Annotated in this window: 16 protein-coding genes; 13 read left to right on the forward strand and 3 right to left on the reverse strand. The window is 43.7% G+C overall.

Translation table 11 applies throughout. From position 1 onward, the window contains the following. Positions 1-621: 621 nt before the first annotated feature. Entirely contained in the window at positions 622-789 is a 168-nt protein-coding gene (locus ACHUFQ_RS06640) for a hypothetical protein (protein ID WP_394174126.1), read from the reverse strand. 303 nt (positions 790-1,092) lie between these two features. Further along, complete coding sequence (gene cspE / locus ACHUFQ_RS06645; RefSeq protein ID WP_138319247.1) at positions 1,093-1,296, reverse strand: transcription antiterminator/RNA stability regulator CspE; 204 nt, start codon at positions 1,294-1,296, stop codon at positions 1,093-1,095. 458 nt (positions 1,297-1,754) lie between these two features. Between cspE and ACHUFQ_RS06650 the strand changes: the two genes are divergently transcribed. From ACHUFQ_RS06650 to ACHUFQ_RS06710, 13 genes are all read left to right on the forward strand, one after another. Next, positions 1,755-3,128: an MFS transporter gene (locus ACHUFQ_RS06650; RefSeq protein WP_394174128.1), complete on the forward strand. Its 1,374-nt coding sequence runs from the start codon at positions 1,755-1,757 to the stop codon at positions 3,126-3,128. Then, entirely contained in the window at positions 3,115-6,228 is a 3,114-nt protein-coding gene (locus tag ACHUFQ_RS06655; protein ID WP_394174130.1) for a gluconokinase, GntK/IdnK-type, read from the forward strand. Before ACHUFQ_RS06650 ends, ACHUFQ_RS06655 begins: the two co-directional genes overlap by 14 nt. 34 nt (positions 6,229-6,262) lie before the next feature. Beyond that, positions 6,263-7,117 (forward strand): sugar-binding protein, encoded by an 855-nt coding sequence (locus tag ACHUFQ_RS06660; protein WP_394174132.1) that lies wholly within the window; start codon positions 6,263-6,265, stop codon positions 7,115-7,117. A gap of 523 nt (positions 7,118-7,640) precedes the next feature. Beyond that, positions 7,641-8,096, forward strand: coding sequence for a ribosome maturation factor RimP (rimP, locus tag ACHUFQ_RS06665; RefSeq protein ID WP_394174134.1), 456 nt, complete (start codon positions 7,641-7,643; stop codon positions 8,094-8,096). A 30-nt stretch (positions 8,097-8,126) separates the two neighbouring features. Beyond that, entirely contained in the window at positions 8,127-9,623 is a 1,497-nt protein-coding gene (nusA, locus tag ACHUFQ_RS06670; RefSeq protein ID WP_394174135.1) for a transcription termination factor NusA, read from the forward strand. A 24-nt stretch (positions 9,624-9,647) separates the two neighbouring features. Further along, entirely contained in the window at positions 9,648-12,296 is a 2,649-nt protein-coding gene (infB, locus tag ACHUFQ_RS06675; protein ID WP_394174137.1) for a translation initiation factor IF-2, read from the forward strand. Positions 12,297-12,484: 188 nt separating this feature from the next. After that, positions 12,485-12,901, forward strand: coding sequence for a 30S ribosome-binding factor RbfA (rbfA, locus tag ACHUFQ_RS06680; RefSeq protein ID WP_394174138.1), 417 nt, complete (start codon positions 12,485-12,487; stop codon positions 12,899-12,901). A 5-nt stretch (positions 12,902-12,906) separates the two neighbouring features. Next, positions 12,907-13,854 carry a tRNA pseudouridine(55) synthase TruB gene (gene truB, locus ACHUFQ_RS06685; protein ID WP_394174140.1) on the forward strand — a complete coding sequence of 316 codons (948 nt, stop codon included), beginning with the start codon at positions 12,907-12,909 and terminating at the stop codon, positions 13,852-13,854. A gap of 192 nt (positions 13,855-14,046) precedes the next feature. Next, entirely contained in the window at positions 14,047-14,316 is a 270-nt protein-coding gene (gene rpsO / locus ACHUFQ_RS06690; protein WP_138319238.1) for a 30S ribosomal protein S15, read from the forward strand. A gap of 480 nt (positions 14,317-14,796) precedes the next feature. After that, positions 14,797-15,714 carry a dienelactone hydrolase family protein gene (locus ACHUFQ_RS06695; protein WP_394174142.1) on the forward strand — a complete coding sequence of 306 codons (918 nt, stop codon included), beginning with the start codon at positions 14,797-14,799 and terminating at the stop codon, positions 15,712-15,714. 279 nt (positions 15,715-15,993) lie between these two features. Further along, complete coding sequence (gene pnp, locus ACHUFQ_RS06700; RefSeq protein ID WP_394174144.1) at positions 15,994-18,114, forward strand: polyribonucleotide nucleotidyltransferase; 2,121 nt, start codon at positions 15,994-15,996, stop codon at positions 18,112-18,114. 99 nt (positions 18,115-18,213) lie between these two features. After that, a complete protein-coding gene (nlpI, locus tag ACHUFQ_RS06705; protein ID WP_394174145.1) occupies positions 18,214-19,137 on the forward strand; it encodes a lipoprotein NlpI in 924 nt (307 codons plus the stop codon). A 240-nt stretch (positions 19,138-19,377) separates the two neighbouring features. After that, the gene (locus ACHUFQ_RS06710) at positions 19,378-20,766 is read left to right on the forward strand and encodes a tetratricopeptide repeat protein (RefSeq protein ID WP_394174147.1); all 1,389 of its coding nucleotides are present in this window, start codon (positions 19,378-19,380) and stop codon (positions 20,764-20,766) included. On the opposite strand, the gene ACHUFQ_RS06715 is transcribed toward ACHUFQ_RS06710, so the two are convergent. Then, positions 20,763-21,047, reverse strand: a complete 285-nt coding sequence (locus ACHUFQ_RS06715; RefSeq protein ID WP_394174149.1) for a hypothetical protein — start codon at positions 21,045-21,047, stop codon at positions 20,763-20,765. The two genes, ACHUFQ_RS06710 and ACHUFQ_RS06715, sit on opposite strands and share 4 nt — an antisense overlap. Positions 21,048-21,071 lie beyond the last annotated feature (24 nt).

Below are 21,071 nucleotides of genomic sequence, written 5' to 3' on the forward strand. Positions count from 1 at the left end.
CAGAGGTCCATTTACGACCCTAGATATCATCAATGTAGAACCACTATATCTTTGAAATCTATGATTAAAATGAACCTTTATACCAATCACATTAAATTATTGCTCACTCAGTGAGAATTTAAAGGCTTTAAGACAAGGCTTTGATTGTAGAGAATGGTTATTCCGCTCTCAAAAACAGCCAAAATCAGTAACGTAGTCCAAACGCCTTTAAAACTCACCCGTAGGGAGTTTACCTTAAGGCCCATTTACGACCCTATATTTCATTAATATAGAATGACTATATCAACGAAACCTATGTTGTAACTGAACCTCTGCCCTAACTCTGAGTTGTGCACAAACTTAATGTGATTGGTATTATTAACTCTGGGCTATGCAAAAACTTAATGGAATTGGTTTTAATTGATAAATGCTGGCTTTTTTATGTTTACGGTGTGGATGTTGACAGAGATGCTTAGCTGTTTGCACTTGTGTTGGGTAATATATTGAAATGTTTTGATATTTTCGAAATGTGTTGAATGAGTATGTTGCGGAGGGATTGGCGATTAAACCTGGTTCTTGCTTTGGGGAAGTTGTGGTATGGAACACAATTTCCGGCAAAGCGAGGTTACGAACGCGTCGTAATTAGTTGTTTAGCAACCAGTTGAGAAATTTTTGGGTGTCGACTGAGCTATTGAGTTTTAGCGCTTTAGCGCCATTGTGGTCGGTAAAAATAACTTTATTATTATTTACAGATACATTTTCTACAGGTGGGGCTACATGTAATTCTTGCCCGTTATATTGATACGACATAATTGTCCTCGTTTTTGTTTATTTTAATATTTATTTCTCTTTAGTTTAGTTTGTTAATGGATAAATGCTTAATAGACTCAATATTAACTGAGAAATATGACAGTATTATTGCAGAGCGCATTTAAAACAGATTTAGAACAAAATCAGAGTAAATGTTAGGGTAATTGAAAGATCGAACCAGTGGATTCTTGTGTAATGGGGGAGAGGATAATGCGACAAGAAATCAGGGAGTAGGATAAATCAAAAGGCCAGAGCGAACTCTGACCTTAATTCAAGCGACTGAAACGAGTTCAGTCCCGTTACTTAGATAACAGTAACGTTTGCAGCTTGAGGACCTTTTTGGCCTTGCTCTAGGTCAAACTTTACTTTTTGACCTTCAGCTAGCGTTTTAAAGCCTTCAGAAGCGATAGCACGAAAATGTACGAATACATCTTTGCCGCCGTCGTCCTGAGTGATGAAACCAAAACCTTTATCTTCATTGAACCACTTAACGGTACCAGTAGACATAAATATTCCTTAAAAAATTAAATTGTGTTGCATACGCAACGTGTATTGCCGAGAGGAACTAACTATTGGAAGTGGCTATATAAACAAAATCTTGCATGGATATCTAGAAGATAAACAAAAATTGGATCAAAGCTTGTAACAAATAACTATAGTACCTTCAGAAGGCGAGAGCATGTTACCACAATATTTTCACAATCACTAATTTTTATTTAAAACTTTATTTATTTGCCCAAAAAAGACTCTGGCTGTCTATTGAACGTTTAAATTTTTCCCTTGGAAATAGAGGGCTGAGAGGAATTTTTAACGAGTCGGAGATAACGCCGGAGTAAAGGTTAATGTTACCTTTGTCGGGGGAAGTAGCTGCTGCTCATACCTGTCGTTGTGCTGACATATAGTTCTGGACAGATGCAAAAAATTCATGTCAACTAGGTTAAAAAATAACCAGGATGGCAAGTGTTATGGTTCAGGACGCGAATAGCAAACTATCAATTAAGGAATGCACGGGGTATGCGTGCGGCGATGTTGCCAGTAACTTCTACTGGCGGGTGTTTGATGTTTTTTTGTTTATTTTTTACACGGATGTATTTGGCTTACCTGCCGCTGCCGTAGGTACCATGATGCTGGTTACTCGTATTATTGATGCGTTTTCTGACCCATTAATGGGAGCTCTAAGCGACCGCACACAAACTCGATATGGAAAATTCCGTCCTTATTTATTGTGGGGGATAATTCCCATGATTGCCGCTGGCGTGCTCACCTTCACGGTACCGGATACAAGCGATACTGGTAAGTTGCTGTGGGCTTATGGCACTTATATTTTCATGATGTTGGCATACACCTTTATTAATGTGCCATACGGAGCACTGCTTGGGGTGATCACATCGGATTCCCAAGAACGTACTAAATTGACCAGTTTTCGTTTTATCGGCGCCTTTACCGGTGGCTCAGTTGTGGCGTATTTCACGCCCGAATTGGTAAGCGTATTAGGGGGGGACGATGAGAAACTTGGCTGGCAATTGACCATGTTGATCTACGGATTATTAAGCGCAATATTGTTTATCATTAGTTTTGCCACGACGAAAGAGCGGGTGCAATCCATCAATGCTCAGCCAGTTTCCATTAAACAAGATATCCAGGATCTGTTGCACAACAAACCCTGGCTCGTACTATTTTCTTTAGCGCTGATTATCATGATGACAATCACATTGCGGGGAAGTTCTGGTACCTTCTACTTAAAATATTTTGTTGGCCGGGAAGAATTAATCGGCCAATTTACCTTGCTTTACATGATTGCACTAGCCATTGGAGCGGCGATTACACCGTTACTTACTCGAATCTTAGATAAGCGCCAGTTACTATTGGTGTTAATGACCTTAGTGGTGATCTTTTCTACGCTATTTTACTTCGTACCGCGAGAAAACCTGTTACTTATCTTTGGCTTACAGTTTTTAATTGGACTATGCCTGGGGCCTAAGTCGCCGCTGGTTTTTTCGATGTATGCCGATACTGCCGATTTTTCTGAATGGAAATATGGTAGAAGAGCAACAGCTATGATATTTTCTGCCGCAGCATTCTCGCAAAAATTAGGCGGAGCTCTTGCCGGTGGTGTGATGGGGTGGATTTTAGGCTCCCTCGGCTATCAGGCAAACCAGCAGCAATCGGCAGGTTCGGAACTGGGCATTGTGCTTCTTATGAGTTTATTGCCCGCTGCTTTTGCTTTGTTATCGGTATTGGTGATTTATTTTTATCCATTGAATGCCAATACCTTACAATCTATCCAACAGGATTTGACGTTAAAACGAAAGGAACTTTTGAATCATGGGTCAAGATAAACACCCTTGCTATCACATTGACAGTGAACAGCATCAATTACACTTAACGTCCCCCACACGAATTCCTGGTGCCAGTGGTTATCTTTATAATCCGAGTACCTTATTACAAGTAAATTGTCGTGGCTATGCCAATGCTATAGTTATGCAACCGGAGCCGAGCACGTATTCGACATCTCCGGTGCTGGAAGCAACGACATTTATACAACCGGAAAAACAACATTTCGCCCATCACCCCGGACGATTTTTCTATATTAAAGACGAAACGAGCAATGAAATTTTTTCTTTGCCTTATGAACCGGTTCGTCAAAAAGACGCTGACTTTACATTTACCGTTGGTACCGATTGTCTTGAATGGCAGGTGCGTTATATGGCGCTCAACTGCCATTTGAAAGTGACACTCGATAGTGAATTGGCTGTTGAAGTCTGGCAATTGGCTATTGAAAACCTCAGTGATGTTGAGCGTAAGCTCAGTATTTATCCGGCATTTAGCATTGGTTATCACTCGTGGATGAATCAGTCAGCAGGTTTTGACGCAGAGTTAGGCGCGGTAATTTCTACCTCTATCAGACCCTATCAGAAACTGGCGGATTACGAAAAAATCAAAGCATTAGCCAGCACGTGTTTTATGTTAAGTGACCGCCAGCCGCTGAGCTGGAGTGCCAACCTTAACCTGTTTGAAGGTGAAGGCGGCTTGCACAATCCTGATGGGGTGTGTGCTGAACAGCTTGGGTGTGAGTCGGCAGAATATGAAACGCCCATTGCCGTGCAGCAATTTCCGATGACCTTGGCTCCCAAAGCACATGGCCAGTTGCCTGTGCTGTTTGGGTTAGCAAAAGACACGGCGCAAATTCAAGATATTAAGCAGTTTTACTTTGCGGAACAATCCAGTCTGGAAAAACAAGTTAGTGTTAATTGCCAGGCTGCGCGTGTCAAAAATGCGCCAATCCAAATCAATACGGGTGACAGTGAATTTGATGAGTTTGTCTCTGTTTGGCTACCCAAACAAATGGATTATCATCGCCAGTTGCAACGACTGACTACCGATCCACAAACCCGTAACTTTCTTCAAGATCTGATTGGGGTTGGTTACTTAAATCAAAAAAACGTACGTCAGCGTATTATCCTGGCGCTATCACAACAAGCCAGCAATGGTGCGTTGCCGGATGGCATATTGATCAATGAAAACGCAGAGCTTAAATACATAAATCAGGTTCCACATCAGGATATTAATGTTTGGTTACCAATAACGATGCAAGCGTATCTCGACGAACACGATGATTACGCCTTGCTTGAACAACATATCCCCTTTGCAGATTCTTCGGAATCAGTATCCGTTGCCCAGCATCTAGAACTGGCAATGGAGTATCTGATCACCAATCTCGATGATCGTCACCTGGCTTTGATAGGCCAAGGGGACTGGTGTGATCCTTTAAATATGGCGGGTGCTGAAGGAAAGGGTATTTCTACCTGGCTAAGTTTAGCGACTTCCTGGGCACTGCAAATTACAGCGCAGTTGATTAAACCATTTAACCAAACTAAGGCGGATGAATTTACCGCCTTATCGGCGACCATCAACGCAGCCGTTAACGAGCATTGCTGGGATGGACAGTGGTATAGCCGTGGTATCACGGATGCTGGTAAACCATTTGGCGTAAATGCTGATCAACAAGGCAAGATTTTTCTTAATCCACAATCCTGGGCCTGGCTTGCCGGTGCTGCCGATGAAAAACAGTTTTTCGATTCTCAAGGAGCTATCGAAAGCCACTTGTTAACGCCTGCCGGCACTATGATGTTGGCTCCCGCGTATACCCAAATGCGCGAGGATATTGGTCGTTTAACTCAAAAGTTCCCTGGATGTGCGGAAAATGGCTCCGTGTATAACCATGCCAGTATTTTTCATATCTATGGTTTGTACCAGCAAAACCAATCGGATCTGGCGTTTAGCGGGTTGCATCAGATGCTTAGTTCTAGCCAGAATTACGAGCAACGCCAGCAACTTGGTAATTTCATTCCCAACTATTATCGCGGCAATGTCGATAATCTAGAAGCCTATGCCGGACGTTCCAGTCAGCTGATCAATACCGGCACGATTGCCTGGTATTATCGTTGTATTATTGAAGAATTATTCGGTTTGAAAGGTCATCGAGAAGGGCTACTGGTCGCGCCGAAATTTCCCGCGGGATGGCATCGCGTGTCTGCTATTCGCAAATTCCGTGGTGCGACCATTCGTATTGAGTATACCCAGGAGTCTGCCAATAAGCCGATGCGCCTGACCCTGGATGGTAAAGTGGTTCAAGGTAATGTGCTGAAAAACCTCAAAGCGGATACCGAATACCATTTACGCGTACAGCTTTATTTACCTGTGCCAGAGGCGCCGGAACCAGAAGAGGTTTCACTACCCGAAAATGACGTGAGCGAAGTGAATTCGTCAGCTCCACAGGGCGAAACTAAACAGAGCAGTGATAAAGGGGAGAGTGAAAAGGCTAATCGCAAAGTTGCGACCACGGTAAAGCCTCATCAGTCAAAAACCGTACTAGCCTGGTCAGAAAAACAATCCAAAGCCTTGAACAAATACAAGCCACTGGATCCTGAGTTGCCCAATCTGTTTATTCTGATGGGAGTCAGTGGATCTGGAAAATCGACCCTTGCGGAAGAATTTTCCGCCCATTATGGCTACAAGTATATTGATGCGGATAGTTTCCATACCCATGAAGCTAAAAAAATGATGGCCGAAGCGTTGCCATTAACGGATGAAATACGCAAACCCTGGATTGAATCCATTCAAAGTTATCTGCGCTCTCAGGCGCGCCGCAAACGTCATTGCGTCCTCGCGTATTCCGGGTTAAGAAAATTACAACGCCAATCTTTTGAAGAGCTACCATTTAATGTCAGAGCGGTATTTTTAAAAGTCGATAAAGACGTGCTGCAAAAGCGATTAGTGCAGCGCAAACAACACTTCTTTTCCGAAAAGCTGCTAATGAGTCAGTTTAAAGACTTTGAAAAAATTAGCTCTTCTGAGCCGATAGTGATTATTGATGGTAATCAGTCAATGCAGGATATGGTTGAGCAGATTAGCTTTGTGATGCACAGCGATGATTAGTTGCGGGTAAGGGTTCTCTGAATAAGGGGGAAGGGTGAAGCTACAACATCAAAACACAAAACCTAAGTTAAAATCCCAATGGTTTGCAGCTTGCTGCCTGGCTTTGGTGAGCTTTTTGACAACGCAGAGTGTTGTTGCCGAAGAGGCGCAGCAAGATGCCAGTGAAAAACAGGCCGAGCGGGCAACCCTGGCTGTGCCAAGAGTCAACAGCGCTATCATCATTGATGGTTACAGTGATGATAATGCCTGGCAGCAGGGCAACTGGCAATTACTGAACCATGTTTGGGTTGGTGAAAAGCCCAGTCGCTCCGATTTCTCCGGGCGCTACAAATTATTGTGGCAAACCGATGGCTTATATCTGTTGGCAGAGATTGTAGATGATGTGTTGTTCGATCAGCATCCAGATCCTTTGCATCGTTATTGGGATGACGATGCCTTGGAAATTTTTATCGATGAAGACGCTTCGGGAGGTGAGCATACCCATAATTTTAATGCGTTTGCTTACCACGTCAGCCTCGACAATCAGTCTGCAGACATGGGACCAAGAGAAAAAGAAGATGAAAACAACTTCTTGTTGTTAAATCATCATGTCGAATCCGTGTGGCGACGTCAGCTCGATGATCCAAATAAAATGGTCTGGGAGGCAAAAATTCTTGTGTTTGACGATAGTTATGATTATCGAAACCCTGAAGCCAATACGCCGAAAACGCTAACCATAGGTAAGAAGATGGGCTTTATGTTGGCCTATTGTGATAACGATGGTTCTAAGCAGCGTGAACATTTTATCGGATCGCACCCTATTGAGCCGGTGAATGGCGACATGAACCAAGGTTATAAAAACGCAAGTGTGTTTGCAGAAATCACCTTGTTAAAAGGAGATAATGACTAAGTGGCATGGCTTATGCTCTGTTACTCCGTCGAGATTAACGTTGTTGAAGTCGATAGAATCGAGGAATAATCTCTGTTGGCTTGTGCGTAGTCAATGGAATGTTGACACTGATAGTACAAGCAGCAGATTGTTCGAATGAAACCCGCGACATTTTATCTGCCTAATTAGACGTTTTGTTAGGTTATCTGAGTTAACCTGCCGTTGGATAAAGATTTCTTATTGCGATCTTGTGCAACAGCCTTTATAATTTGCCGCAGCTTTGCCGTAAACTGATATCTGACTGTGACTCTAAGCAGATACATTACTGGTTTTCGGGACTGAATTAGCTTGCTAATTTAGTAACACAAAGGGTTCAGTATTAAAGCCCCCGTGTAGATTGGGGCTTTTTCGTTTTTATTGTTTGCCTATTTTGACCATACGCCACTAGGTTGTATCGAAAAAGGCAGTTTTAGCAAAAAAACGATTCAGCTTATGGTGTTTTTTACTGGGCTTTATGCCCTTTTTTTGTTTTTGGAGATAGTGATTGAGCAATTTTGAACAAAAACTGACTGAAATGTTACGCCCTGCGGTTGAAATGACCGGTATGGAGCTGTTAGGTATCGAATATATTAGTGCCGGTAATCATTCAGTGTTGCGTTTGTACATCGATCATGAAAATGGTGTCAATGTTGATAATTGTGCAGATGTGAGCCGTCAGGTGAGTGCAGTTTTGGATGTTGAAGATCCCATTAGTACCGAATATAACCTGGAAGTGTCTTCTCCGGGAGTTGACCGTCCATTGTTTGAAAAAGCCCATTACTTAGATGTAGTAGGCGAAACTGTTGATGTAAAACTTGGTATGCCATTAAACGGCCGTCGTAAATTCAAGGGGATCCTTGAGGCGGTAGAGGGTGACAACCTGATTGTTGAGGTTGATGGCGAGAGTTATGAGTTACCGGTTGCCAATGTGGCAAAAGCTAACTTAATAGCCAAGTTTTAGTTGTATAAAGAATAAGAGAGGCTAGTTAGGATGAGTAAGGAAATATTACTGGTTGTTGATGCGGTTTCAAACGAGAAAGCTCTGCCGCGCGAGAGTATTTTTAAAGCAATGGAAACCGCTTTGGAAACTGCGACTAAGAAAAAGTACGAAGGTGACATTGAGGTTCGCGTAAGTATTGATCGTGAAAGCGGTGAATTTGATACATTCCGTCGCTGGCAGGTCGTTGAAGATAACGGTGAGGTTTTAGAAAACCCGTATGCTGAAATCGGCCTGGCTGCTGCCCAGGTTGAAGATGAGAATATTCAGATTGGTGATTGGGTAGAAGATCAAATCGAATCCATCAAATTCGACCGTATTACGACTCAAACGGCGAAGCAGGTTATCGTACAAAAAGTTCGAGAAGCAGAACGAGCGAAAGTTGTTGATGAATATCAGGACCAATTGGGTGAAATCATCACAGGTGTGGTGAAAAAAGCCAACCGCGAAAGTGTTATTTTGGATCTTGGTAACAATGCTGAAGCGGTAATCTTCCGTGATGAAATGCTACCTCGCGAAGTGTTCCGTCCAGGTGACCGTATTCGTGGCTTGTTATACGAAATCAAACCGGAAGCCAGAGGCGCACAATTGTTTGTTAGCCGTGCTAAGCCGGAAATGCTAATCGAGCTATTCAGAGTTGAAGTACCTGAAATCGGTGAAGAAATGCTAGAAATCAAGGGCGCCGCACGCGACCCAGGTTCTCGGGCTAAAATCGCAGTGAAGTCTAACGACAAGCGTATTGACCCTGTGGGTGCTTGTGTTGGTATGCGTGGTTCTCGAGTTCAGGCGGTTTCTGGCGAACTCGCCGGTGAACGTGTCGATATCGTGTTATATGACGATAACGCTGCACAATTTGTTATCAATGCGATGGCGCCAGCGGAAGTTGCCTCTATCATTGTTGATGAAGATGCTAATTCAATGGACATCGCTGTTGAAGAAGGCAATCTTGCCATGGCCATTGGTAAGAGTGGTCAAAACATTCGCTTGGCTAGCCAGTTAACTGGTTGGGAATTGAATGTGATGACTATCGAAGACATGAATGCTAAGCATCAGGCGGAAAATGATAAGGTGATCTCCTTATTTACTGAGAAACTGGATATTGACGATGATTTTGCCACTATGTTGGTGGAAGAAGGTTTCTCTACGCTGGAAGAAATTGCTTATGTTCCTGTAAGCGAGTTAATGGAAGTTGATGGCTTAGACGAAGAAGTAATTGAAGAGTTGCGTGAACGTGCACAAGGTGCACTAACGACCGCAGCTTTGGCAAGTGAAGAAAGTCTTGAAGGTGCAGAGCCTGCAGAAGACTTATTGAACTTGGAAGGTATGGAACGTCATCTGGCATTTGTTTTAGCCAGTCGCGGCGTGATCACTCTGGAAGATTTAGCGGAACAGGGTGTGGATGAGATTTCCGATATCGAAGAGCTAAGTGAAGAGAAAGCTGCAGAGTTTATCATGGCTGCACGTAATATTTGTTGGTTCAACGAAGAATAAGAACTGGCAAGGAGAAAAGATTAGATGACAGATGTAACCGTAAATCAACTTGCTAAAGATATAGGCACTGATGAAGCAAAATTGCTGCAACAGTTGGCCGACGCTGGCATTAAAAAAGGTGCCAGTGACAGTGTGACTGAGAAGGAAAAAGAAACCTTGTTAGATCACTTGAAGAAACAGCACGGTGACACGACAAGCAATAAACCTTCGCGTATGACGCTTAACCGAAAGACAAAATCGACCATTACTACCGGCTCAGGTAGCAAGGCGAAACAAGTCCAGGTTGAAGTTCGTAAAAAACGCACCTATGTGAAGGCGAGTGACTTGGAATTAAAAGCTCAGGCAGAAGCTGAAGCCAAGGCAAAAGCCGAAGCAGAAGCTCAGGCGAAAGCTGAAGCGGAAGCCAAAGCAAAAGCTGAAGCAGAGGCGAGAGCCAAAGCTGCTGAAGAAGCGAAGGTGAAAGCCGAAGCAAAAGCGAAAGCCGATGCAGAAGCCAAAGCTCGTGCACAAGCTCAAGCACAGGAAAAAGCCAAAGAGCCGGTTGTTGAGAAGCAGGAAAACGAAGAAGAGAAACGTATTCGTTTAGCGCAAGAAGCGGAAGCGAAAGCGAAAGCGGAAGAAGAAGCTCGTAAATCAGCAGAAGCTGCGGCCAAACTGGCAGAAGAAAATGAAGCCCGTTGGAAAGAGCAGGAAGCCGAACGTAAACGCAAAGAACAGGAAGTGGTTCACGTAACTTCTTCTGTTTATGCACAAGAAGCCGAAGATACTGTTGATCGTGAAGATGAAGGTGGTGGACGCCGTCGTCGTAAGAAAAAAGCGAAAGACCAAGGTGCGAAAGGTCGTCAAAACAGAGGTCGTAAAGGTACATTAAATGCACCGACTTCGTTACAGCACGGTTTCCAAAAACCGGCAAAAGCGGTTGAACGTGAAATTCGCATTGGTGAAACTATCTCGGTTGCTGAACTTGCCGATAAGATGGCAATCAAAGGCGCTGAAGTCGTAAAAACCATGTTCAAAATGGGTGCCATGGCAACCATTAACCAGGTTATTGATCAGGAAACTGCGCAATTAGTGGTTGAAGAAATGGGCCACACAGCAGTACTTGTGAAAGAAAATGCACTGGAAGAGCAGGTTCTTGAAGATCGTGGTGCTGAAGGTGAGTCCGTGAGTCGTGCGCCGGTGGTTACTATCATGGGTCATGTTGACCACGGTAAAACCTCATTACTTGATTATATCCGTGAAGCTAAGGTTGCTGCAGGCGAAGCCGGCGGTATTACCCAGCACATTGGTGCGTACCACGTTGAAACGGGTCACGGGATGATCACATTCCTGGATACTCCGGGTCATGCGGCGTTTACCTCAATGCGTTCACGTGGTGCGAAAGCTACAGATATCGTAATTATCGTTGTCGCAGCCGATGATGGCGTAATGCCACAAACGGTCGAAGCGATTCAGCATGCTCGCGCTGCTGAGGTACCAATTATCATCGCTGTTAACAAGATGGATAAAGAAACCGCGGATCCTGATCGTGTTAAGAACGAGCTATCCCAACACAATGTTATCCCAGAAGACTGGGGCGGTGATGTACAGTTTGTTCACGTATCTGCGAAATCGGGTACGGGTATTGATGAACTATTGGATTCAGTATTACTACAATCTGAAGTCCTTGAGCTTACAGCGGTTGTCGATAAGATGGCAAACGGTGTCGTTATCGAATCAAAACTTGATAAAGGTCGCGGTCCGGTAGCAACGGTTCTTGTTCAGGAAGGTACCTTAAAACAGGGTGATATCGTACTTTGTGGTCTGGAATACGGTCGTGTTCGTGCGATGCGTGATGAACTAGGTCGTTCAATCACAGAAGCCGGTCCTTCTATCCCTGTTGAAATTTTAGGATTAAGTGGCGTTCCACAATCTGGCGATGAGGCCACGGTTGTAAAAGATGAGCGTAAAGCCCGCGAAGTAGCTCTGTATCGTCAAGGTAAGTTCCGTGATGTTAAGCTGGCTCGCCAGCAAAAAGCGAAACTTGAAAACATGTTTACCGATATGGCTGAAGGCGATGTCTCTGAAGTAAACATTGTTCTTAAATCGGATGTACAGGGTTCATTAGAAGCGATTTCTGATTCACTCGTAAAACTTTCAACTGACGAAGTTAAGGTTAAGATTGTAGGCTCAGGTGTTGGTGGTATCACTGAAACTGATGCCTCACTTGCTGCAGCATCAAACGCAATTGTGGTTGGTTTTAACGTACGTGCCGATGCATCTGCGCGTAAAGTGATTGAAGCTGAAAATCTGGACTTACGTTATTACAGCGTTATCTATCAACTTATCGATGAAGTGAAACAAGCCATGAGCGGTTTGTTGGCGCCTGAATTTAAACAGGAAATCATCGGTATTGCTGACGTTCGTGATGTATTCAAATCACCGAAAATTGGCGCGATTGCCGGTTGTATGGTTACCGAAGGTATCGTTAAACGTAGTGCGCCAATCCGTGTACTTCGTGAAAACGTGGTAATCTATGAAGGTGAACTGGAATCACTACGTCGCTTTAAAGATGACGTACCAGAAGTTCGCAACGGTACCGAGTGTGGTATCGGTGTTAAGAACTATAATGACGTTAAAGTTGGTGATCAAATCGAAGTATTTGAGACGGTTGAAATTCAACGTACTCTGTAATGCTGCTTCCACTTGGATACCAGTTTCAATAACGATTTTTTACCGGGTAGCATGACATAACAAGGTTAATGCTACTTTATGGAATTGGTATGATAAAAAAATGGGGGCTTAGCTCCCATTTTTTATAGATAAAATTCTCTGCGGCACGGCCGGTGGCCAGCAGTTGCAGATACCTAATGGAGATTCTCATGGCGAGAGAATATGCCCGTACTGATCGGGTTGCTCAACAAATACAAAAAGAAGTTGCGACGATTTTGCAGCGCGAAATTAAAGATCCTCGTTTATCAATGATGACGGTGTCAGGGGTTGAAGTTACCCGCGATCTGGCTTATGCAAAAGTGTTTGTGACCTTCTTCAATGATGACCAGGAACAAATCGATACTGCAATGAAAGTCGTGGCGGATGCTGCTGGTTATGTGCGTTCATTGCTTGCCAAGCGTCTGCGTGCTCGCATCATGCCGCAGATACGGTTTGAATATGACAAGTCGCTAGTTGAAGGTGTGCGGATGAGTACGCTGGTAGACAAAGCCGTGTCGGAAGACAAACGTCGTGCCGGTGAGAACAGCGATAGCGAAGATGAGCCAAGCATAGATAAGCAGGACTAAGTTCAATGGCAAGACGTAGAAAAGGTCGTCAGGTCGATGGCGTATTGCTACTCGACAAACCTTATGACATGTCCTCAAACCATGCATTGCAAGCGGCAAAACGTATCTATTTTGCAAATAAAGCAGGGCATACGGGGGCACTAGATCCTTTAGCAACGGGAATGTTGCCTATTTGTTTCGGTGAAGCGACTAAGTTTTCACAGTTTCTTCTGGATACCGATAAGACTTATATTGTGACCGCAAAGCTTGGGATTCGAACAACGACGTCCGATGCCGATGGGGATGTGGTTTCTGAAAAGCCGGTAAATGTCAGTGAAATTCAATTGGCACAAGCTTTGGATTATTTTCGGGGCACCACCAAACAGGTACCTTCGATGTACTCGGCATTGAAATACAAGGGACAACCTTTGTATAAATATGCGCGGGAAGGCATTGAAGTGGAAAGAGAAGCACGGGATATTACCGTGTTTCGACTCGATGTATTGCGTTTTGAAGGTGATGAAGTGGATATGGAAATTCACGTTTCTAAAGGCACCTATATCCGTACTATCGTCGATGATCTCGGTGAGCGATTAGGTTGTGGTGCTCATGTGAGCATGCTACGCCGGGTTTCGGTTGGTCATTATCCAAGAGACAAAATGGTGACGTTGGAAACATTAGAACAGTTATTGGCGGATGCTAAAGAAAAAGACATAAGTCCTTCAACCGTTCTCGAACCATTGTTGTTACCTATGGATACTGCCGTTACTGAACTGCCAATGGCTAATGTTGATAAGGAAATGGCCGGTTACCTGCGCCATGGCAATCCGGTACTTGTACCAGGATTGAACGAGTCAGGTTTAATGAAAATTGTCATTGAAGAAGAAAATCGTTTTATTGGTGTTGGTCAATTAAATAATGATGGCTTGTTGGCGCCGAAGCGTTTGGTTGTCGAGCATGATCAGGACAGCTAATAAGATAAAAGCATTTTAGTCTCAGACAACATGCCCTTGCATTGTCATCTTGCTCTACGTCTATGTAAGCTAAATTATGCGGGAATGGGGATTATTTACTTGCACTGGCGGTAAATCTTGTTAGAATACCGCCTCTTTTGTCAGTCGGACTGAATTAGTGATCGGTCTGGCTAAGTTTATTTGGAGTTTATTATGTCGCTAACGGCACAACAAAAAGCTGAAATCGTTAAAGAATTTGGTCAATCTGAAGGTGATACTGGTTCACCAGAAGTACAAGTTGCTTTACTTACTACACAAATTAACCACCTTCAAGGTCACTTTAAAGAGCACATCCACGATCACCATTCTCGTCGTGGTCTACTTCGCATGGTTAGCCAGCGTCGTAAGCTTCTTGACTACCTTAAAGGTAAAAACGTAGCTCGTTACAGCGATCTTATCGCTCGTTTAGGTCTACGTCGCTAAGAATAAGTTCTTTGAACTTGCAAAAAGGTCGCTGTTGCGGCCTTTTTTGTTTTTAATGGTTTAACGTTTCAATAAGGCCATTAACAACGTGCGAATCAAAAGATCGTCATTACAAGTACGTTAGTCATTTTTCTCGCCGCTTTATGCCGGCAACCTCTTAAAACTCCTGAAAACCTCCTAGCAAATTCATCGTTTAGATTTTGCCCGTTTACGCCTCAATGGTGCGCAGTAAAATTGCACTTGTTAAAACAGCGTGCAATAGTATATTTTTAAAAAACTTTTAACTCGTGAACAACTTATACCAATCACATTAAGTTTGTGCACAGCTCAGAGTTAGGGCGGAGGTTCAGTTACAACATAGATTTTATTGATATAGTCATTCTATATTAATGAATATTACTAACGGCTCCAGGCCGAGTTAAGGATGATCCTCGTCACAAACTTCACGTATCGATGCGAAAAACTCATTAAGGTAGCGACATGGAAACTCAAAAAAATAAACATTCAGAATCAATGCAGCCGCATAAAATTCCTCAGGAAGCGTTTGACTGGTACGACGAATACGCGCACGGGTTAATCGACCGTCGCACCTTTCTTACCCGATTGTCGGGTCTTGCGGTCGCTGGCTTAACGATGAGTGTATTGACATCTTCTTTACTGCCAAATTATGCAAAGGCGGAACAAGTCTCTTTTAATGATTCGGATATTAAAGCAACCTATGCCAAATTTTCATCGCCACAGGGACATGGTGAAGGGCAGGGCTATTTAGTTACGCCAAGTAATCTTGACGGTAAGGCGCCTGTTGTTCTGGTGATTCATGAGAACCGTGGTCTTAACCCGTATGTCAAGGATGTAGCACGTCGCCTGGCAAAGGCAGGCTTCATCGCGTTGGCGCCTGATGCGCTTTATCCTCTTGGGGGCTATCCGGGCAATGATGATGAAGGCCGGACCATGCAACGTTCCATGGATCGAGCTAAAATCGAACAGGATTTTATCGCTGCAGCAAACTTCTTAAAGAACCACCCGTCGAGCAACGGTAAGCTTGGCGCAGTGGGCTTTTGTTTTGGTGGCTACATCGTCAATATGTTAGCCGCGACAATGGGGGATGCGTTAAATGCGGGCGTGCCATTTTACGGCACACCTGCACTTCGGGAACTTCGTAAAAACATTAAAGCGCCAATGCAGATCCAACTGGCGGAGCTAGATAAGCGCGTCAATGCTAGCTGGCCGGAATATGAAGAAGACCTAAAACTATATGACGTGGATTATAAAATGCATATGTACAAGGGCGCCAATCATGGCTTTCATAATGATTCTACCTCTCGTTATGATGAAGGTTCGGCAGAACTCGCCTGGCAAAGAACCGTGGACTTCTTTAAACAACATCTGAGCACCTAAGGGATTTTTAGACGGTTGTTAAAATTCCAGAAACTCAATTTAAGTTGAACCGGTCATTCACAATGCGCATTGCATCAGGTGCTCGAACCTGTGGTTTTGGTCAGATTATTTGTCATTTTGGCACTCGACAAAAAATCTGACTCGCAATTCCTAAACCGGGTTTGTCCCATCATTTTGTTTTGCTGGCATTCACAATTTAAGTGCGTATAATTAGCCTCGAATTAATATATGAAAATACAGACCTAATACCAGATGGTATTAAAAGATAAGGAAAAGAAAGTGACTCCGATTACTAAAACATTTGAATTCGGACAGCATAAAGTAACTCTGGAAACTGGAGTTATTGCTCGTCAAGCAACCGCAGCTGTCATGGCAAGCATGGATGATACGAGCGTACTAGTATCTGTTGTTGGTAAAAAAGAAGCCGTACCTGGCCAGGACTTTTTCCCATTAACGGTTAACTATCAAGAAAAAACTTACGCCGCGGGTAAAATCCCTGGTGGTTTCTTCAAACGTGAAGGTCGTCCTTCGGAAGAAGAAACGTTAACGGCTCGTCTAATCGACCGTCCAATCCGCCCATTATTTCCTGAAGGTTTCACAAACGAAGTTCAGGTTATTATTACCGTGGTCTCTGCCAACCCTGAAATCGCCCCTGATATTATCTCTTTGTTAGGTACTTCAGCAGCGTTAGCAATTTCTGGCATTCCATTCAGTGGTCCAATTGGTGCGGCTCGCGTTGGTTATATCAACGACAAATACGTATTAAACCCACTTCAGGCTGAACTTGCTGAGAGTAAACTGGACTTAGTTGTTGCCGGTACAGAGTCAGCAGTACTGATGGTTGAATCCGAAGCCGAAGTATTATCTGAAGAAGTGATGTTAGGCGCCGTGGTATACGGTCATGAGCAATCTCAGACTGCGATCAATGCGATCAAAGAGTTTGCTGCCGAAGTAAATACCCCATCTTGGGAATGGCAAGCGCCAGCGAAAAATGAAGCGCTTGTTGCTAAGATTGCTGAATTGGCGTCTGCGGACATTACCGAAGCTTATCAGATCACTGAAAAAGCGAAACGCTATGAAGCGATTGGCGAAATCAAATCTAAAGTTATTGAGCAACTGACTGCTGACCTTGCGGAAGGCGAAGAGCTGGACCAGGGCGATGCAAAAGATCTGTTACACGATTTAGAGAAAAAAATCGTTCGTGAGCGAATCACATCTGGTGCTCCTCGTATTGATGGCCGCGATCCAGAAATGATCCGTGCGCTTGATGTAATGACTGGTGTCTTACCTCGTACTCACGGCTCTGCAGTATTCACCCGTGGTGAAACTCAGGCATTAGTGACTGCGACTTTAGGTACACAGCGTGATGCTCAGCGTGTAGAAACCATTCTTGGTGAGAAGACAGACAACTTCATGTTGCATTACAACTTCCCTCCATATTGTGTGGGTGAAACAGGTTTTATCGGTTCTCCGAAGCGTCGTGAAATCGGTCACGGTCGTTTGGCAAAACGCGGTATCCTTGCGGTAATGCCTACCATTGAAGAATTCCCATATTCTGTGCGTGTTGTTTCAGAGATTACTGAATCAAACGGTTCATCGTCTATGGCTTCTGTCTGTGGTACATCACTTGCTTTGATGGACGCTGGTGTTCCGATTAAAGATTCTGTTGCAGGTATCGCGATGGGTCTAGTTAAAGAAGGTGACAGCCACGTTGTTCTTTCAGACATCTTAGGTGATGAAGATCACTTAGGTGATATGGACTTTAAAGTTGCGGGTACGTCAAAAGGTATTACTGCATTGCAGATGGATATCAAAATTGAAGGTATCACTCAGGACATTATGCAAACGGCTCTTAATCAAGCCAAGGGTGCGCGTATTCACATCCTTAGCGTAATGGACGAAGCTATCAATGCACATCGCGATGATATCTCTGAGTTTGCTCCTCGCATCCACACAATGAAGATAAACTCGGACAAAATCCGTGACGTTATCGGTAAAGGTGGCGCGACTATTCGTCAATTAACCGAAGAAACTGGCACGACCATCGAAATTGAAGACGATGGTACGGTTAAGATTGCAGCCACTGATGGCAAGCAAGCTGAAGATGCTATCGCTCGTATTACTGCATTAACTGCGGAAATTGAAGTAGGTACTATCTATAACGGTAAAGTCGTTCGCATCGTTGATTTTGGTGCGTTTGTTAACGTACTTCCAGGTAAAGATGGTCTGGTACATATTTCACAAATCTCTGATGAGCGCGTGAATAATGTTACGGATTATTTGAGTGAAGGCCAGGAAGTAACGGTTAAAGTGCTTGAAGTTGACCGCCAGGGTCGTGTTCGTTTGAGCATGAAAGAAGCGGTAGAAAAGTCTGCTGAAGCACCTGCTTCTGAAGAGTAAATAAATCAAACAATTAATTTTGTTAGAAAAAAGGGAGCTGTTTAGCTCCCTTTTATTTATAATGTAATGAATATGTTAAATGGATCAGGTTAGAAAATTTTGAATCTTATTGCGCGTCGTGCGACTTCAGTCGTACTGTTAGCACTGCTTGGCTTGTCTCAAGGATGTACGACAACGTCGAGTTCATCTCAAGGGATTTCCAATTTGGTTATCGCTGAACCGATGGCGATTAATCCACAAAGTGAATTAGCATTAGCGCGTTTATCGGAGATTATTCAACGAGTTGAAGTCACCGAAGAACAACGGGCAAAGTTATTTTATGATCGCGGCGTTATTTTTGATAGCGTTGGACTACGTTCGTTGGCCAGTTTCGATTTTCAACGGGCACTGCGTCTGCAACCTGATTTGGTTGATGCTTATAACTTTATGGGCATTCATCATACCCAGCGGCAGGAATTCAACCTTGCTTATGAGGCATTCGATTCTGCGATTGAATTAGATCCGCAACACCAATATGCCTATTTAAACCGTGGTATTGCCTTGTATTATGGCGGTCGACCGGAAATGGCAGTCGAAGACATTCAAAAATTTCAACTCCAGGAGCAGTTCGATCCCTATCGTATGGCGTGGTTGTATCTGGTCGAATACCAAATTGATCCTGAACGAGCGAAAGTGAATCTTCAGGATAACTACGATAGCTTGCCTCACAATAGCTGGGCCAATAATATTCTGCGATTGTTTTTAGGGGAAATGAGTGAAGGTGAATTTATTGATGAGTTAACGATTGGCGTTACCAGCAATAAAGAACTAACCGACCGCTTGTGCGAAGGGTACTTTTATTTGGGTAAATACAACCAGATAATGGCATTGCCCAATAACTCAGCCAATTACTTCAAACTTGCATTGAGTACCAATGTTTATGAGTTTATTGAGCACCGCTATGCAAAACTTGAATTGGAATTGCTCCAGGTTAATGTCGCGCAGCCCAGCGAATCGATTGAAGAGCCAACTGACAGGGAATAACAACGTCCATTGTTTGTCATACGCTCTAATTTATAATGATGACCGTGCTGATGTTAACAATGGAGCGACCAAGTTCGGTAATCAAGGCCTTGTCTAAACGTCGTTAAATTTTCACTGAGTGGGAAAACACTTAGGGGAATTGGTATTACGCTTGTTGAATGCGTAAATTATTGGTATTTTCTAAGTCGGTAAACCAATGAGTTCGAGTCGCCACCTGTGAAATCCCTGCGTGTTGTCATAATGACTGTGGTTATCGTAATTTCATTTGCGCTGGTCATTAGCGGTAAACCATTCTGGGTTGCAACAGCTCTAAATTCGGTATCATCTCAATACCCAGAAAATTCCCTCCTGCATCAGCTTAGTAATTCATTCAACCATCCTCAAGCGCAGCAACACAATATTGACGAGCTTGTGTTAGGAAGTCGGCAATGGCTTCGTTTATCCCGGGCTCACGCTAAGACTAACGGCGAAACGGCATTTGCGCTTTCTCGTTATTTCCGTGAACAAAAGCAACACCAACAAGCAGAGCTTTGGCTAGGGCAAGCTGTTCGCTTGATGTATCCTCAGGCTATCGAGAAACAAGCGTTAACATTGATGAGTGATGGGGAATTTGCGGCAGCAAAAACGCTCATCGCTAAACTGGATAATAAGTCTGAACTATTTTTGGCGCTAATGCTGCAATTAACCATTGCACTAGAGCAAGGTGATGATATTCAACAAAACATCAGGCTGCTCGAGCAGCTAAATCCTGAGCATGAATTGATTGCGGCTGCCCGAGGGTTTGCCATTGCCGATTTTTGGCAGCAGGACAATATGGCAAAGTCTGACTATCAAAATAAACTCGATTGTGCCACTTCCGTACAATTTTTTGCGGGTTCATTGTCAAAATTACAACGCTTAACCGAATTGATTGAAAACATAAACCGTGATCCGTTTTTCTTGCAGGAATTCTGCTTATTTACGCCGCAATATATTCCCCAATCGATATTAAATTGTGAAGCGGCAACTAGCGGCCGATTAGTCTGTGATATCAATGCGTTGTCTCGATATCGAAGAAAATATGCAGTGGATTATATCGGCGTATTGTCAGACGCTGGCCGAGCCAATGTTAATCATGGGGTTGTGTATTTGGATATGCAGGATGACGCAGATGTTGTTAAACATGAATTACTGCACTTGATAGGCTTTATTGATGAATATCCATTACCTAAAAATCATCAGGTATGTGAGGTGAAAGCATTTAGCGCAGTTGCCAAAAATATTGTTGTCGATAACAACCCAAGAACAGAATATCCATCCGAAGAAGATGCGCGTCGGGAGGTATTGACGGTTGTGCCCTGGGCCAGTTTGATTAAGCCAACCACGCCGATCACCCAAATGATCAACGGTACACGAGTACTAGGCACTCCGGCTAAGTATCGAGGTGAAGTCGGTTTGTTTGCTGCCGAGACCTGCGAAAAACAGGGTAGGGCAAGTTTTAAACCGGAACACACCTGGGGATTGATGCGTTACAATAGTCTGCCTCTGTCCAGCACTTATCAGCAAATACACGCCAATAATGCAGGCAAGTTTGCCATGAAAACATCCACGTACCAGCCAGTATTGCAACCGCAACCGACGAAAAACTAATCGTTAATTACGTACTTTTCGTCAGCCAGATTTGCATCAAGTCGTTCTGAAATATCTGTGATACTCGTTACGGTTTCCACAAGCGCTGTTTCAGTGGGGGATGTATCGTTCAAACTGGATTTTACCTCTGTCAGCCGTACTCTGGCGACAGGCCACATAGTCTTACCACGATGGTGAAGTGGTATGAGATTGTCTTTCAACAACCGATTCCCTGTGCTAGTTTTGTTTGAATCACTGATTTGCTGGGTTTTATTTTGATTGAACCAGGAAAAAATCGTCATTGTTATGTCTCTAGCTTATTTACA

Source organism: Thalassotalea litorea (assembly GCF_043642205.1).
In the GTDB taxonomy this organism is placed as follows: domain Bacteria; phylum Pseudomonadota; class Gammaproteobacteria; order Enterobacterales; family Alteromonadaceae; genus Thalassotalea_A; species Thalassotalea_A litorea.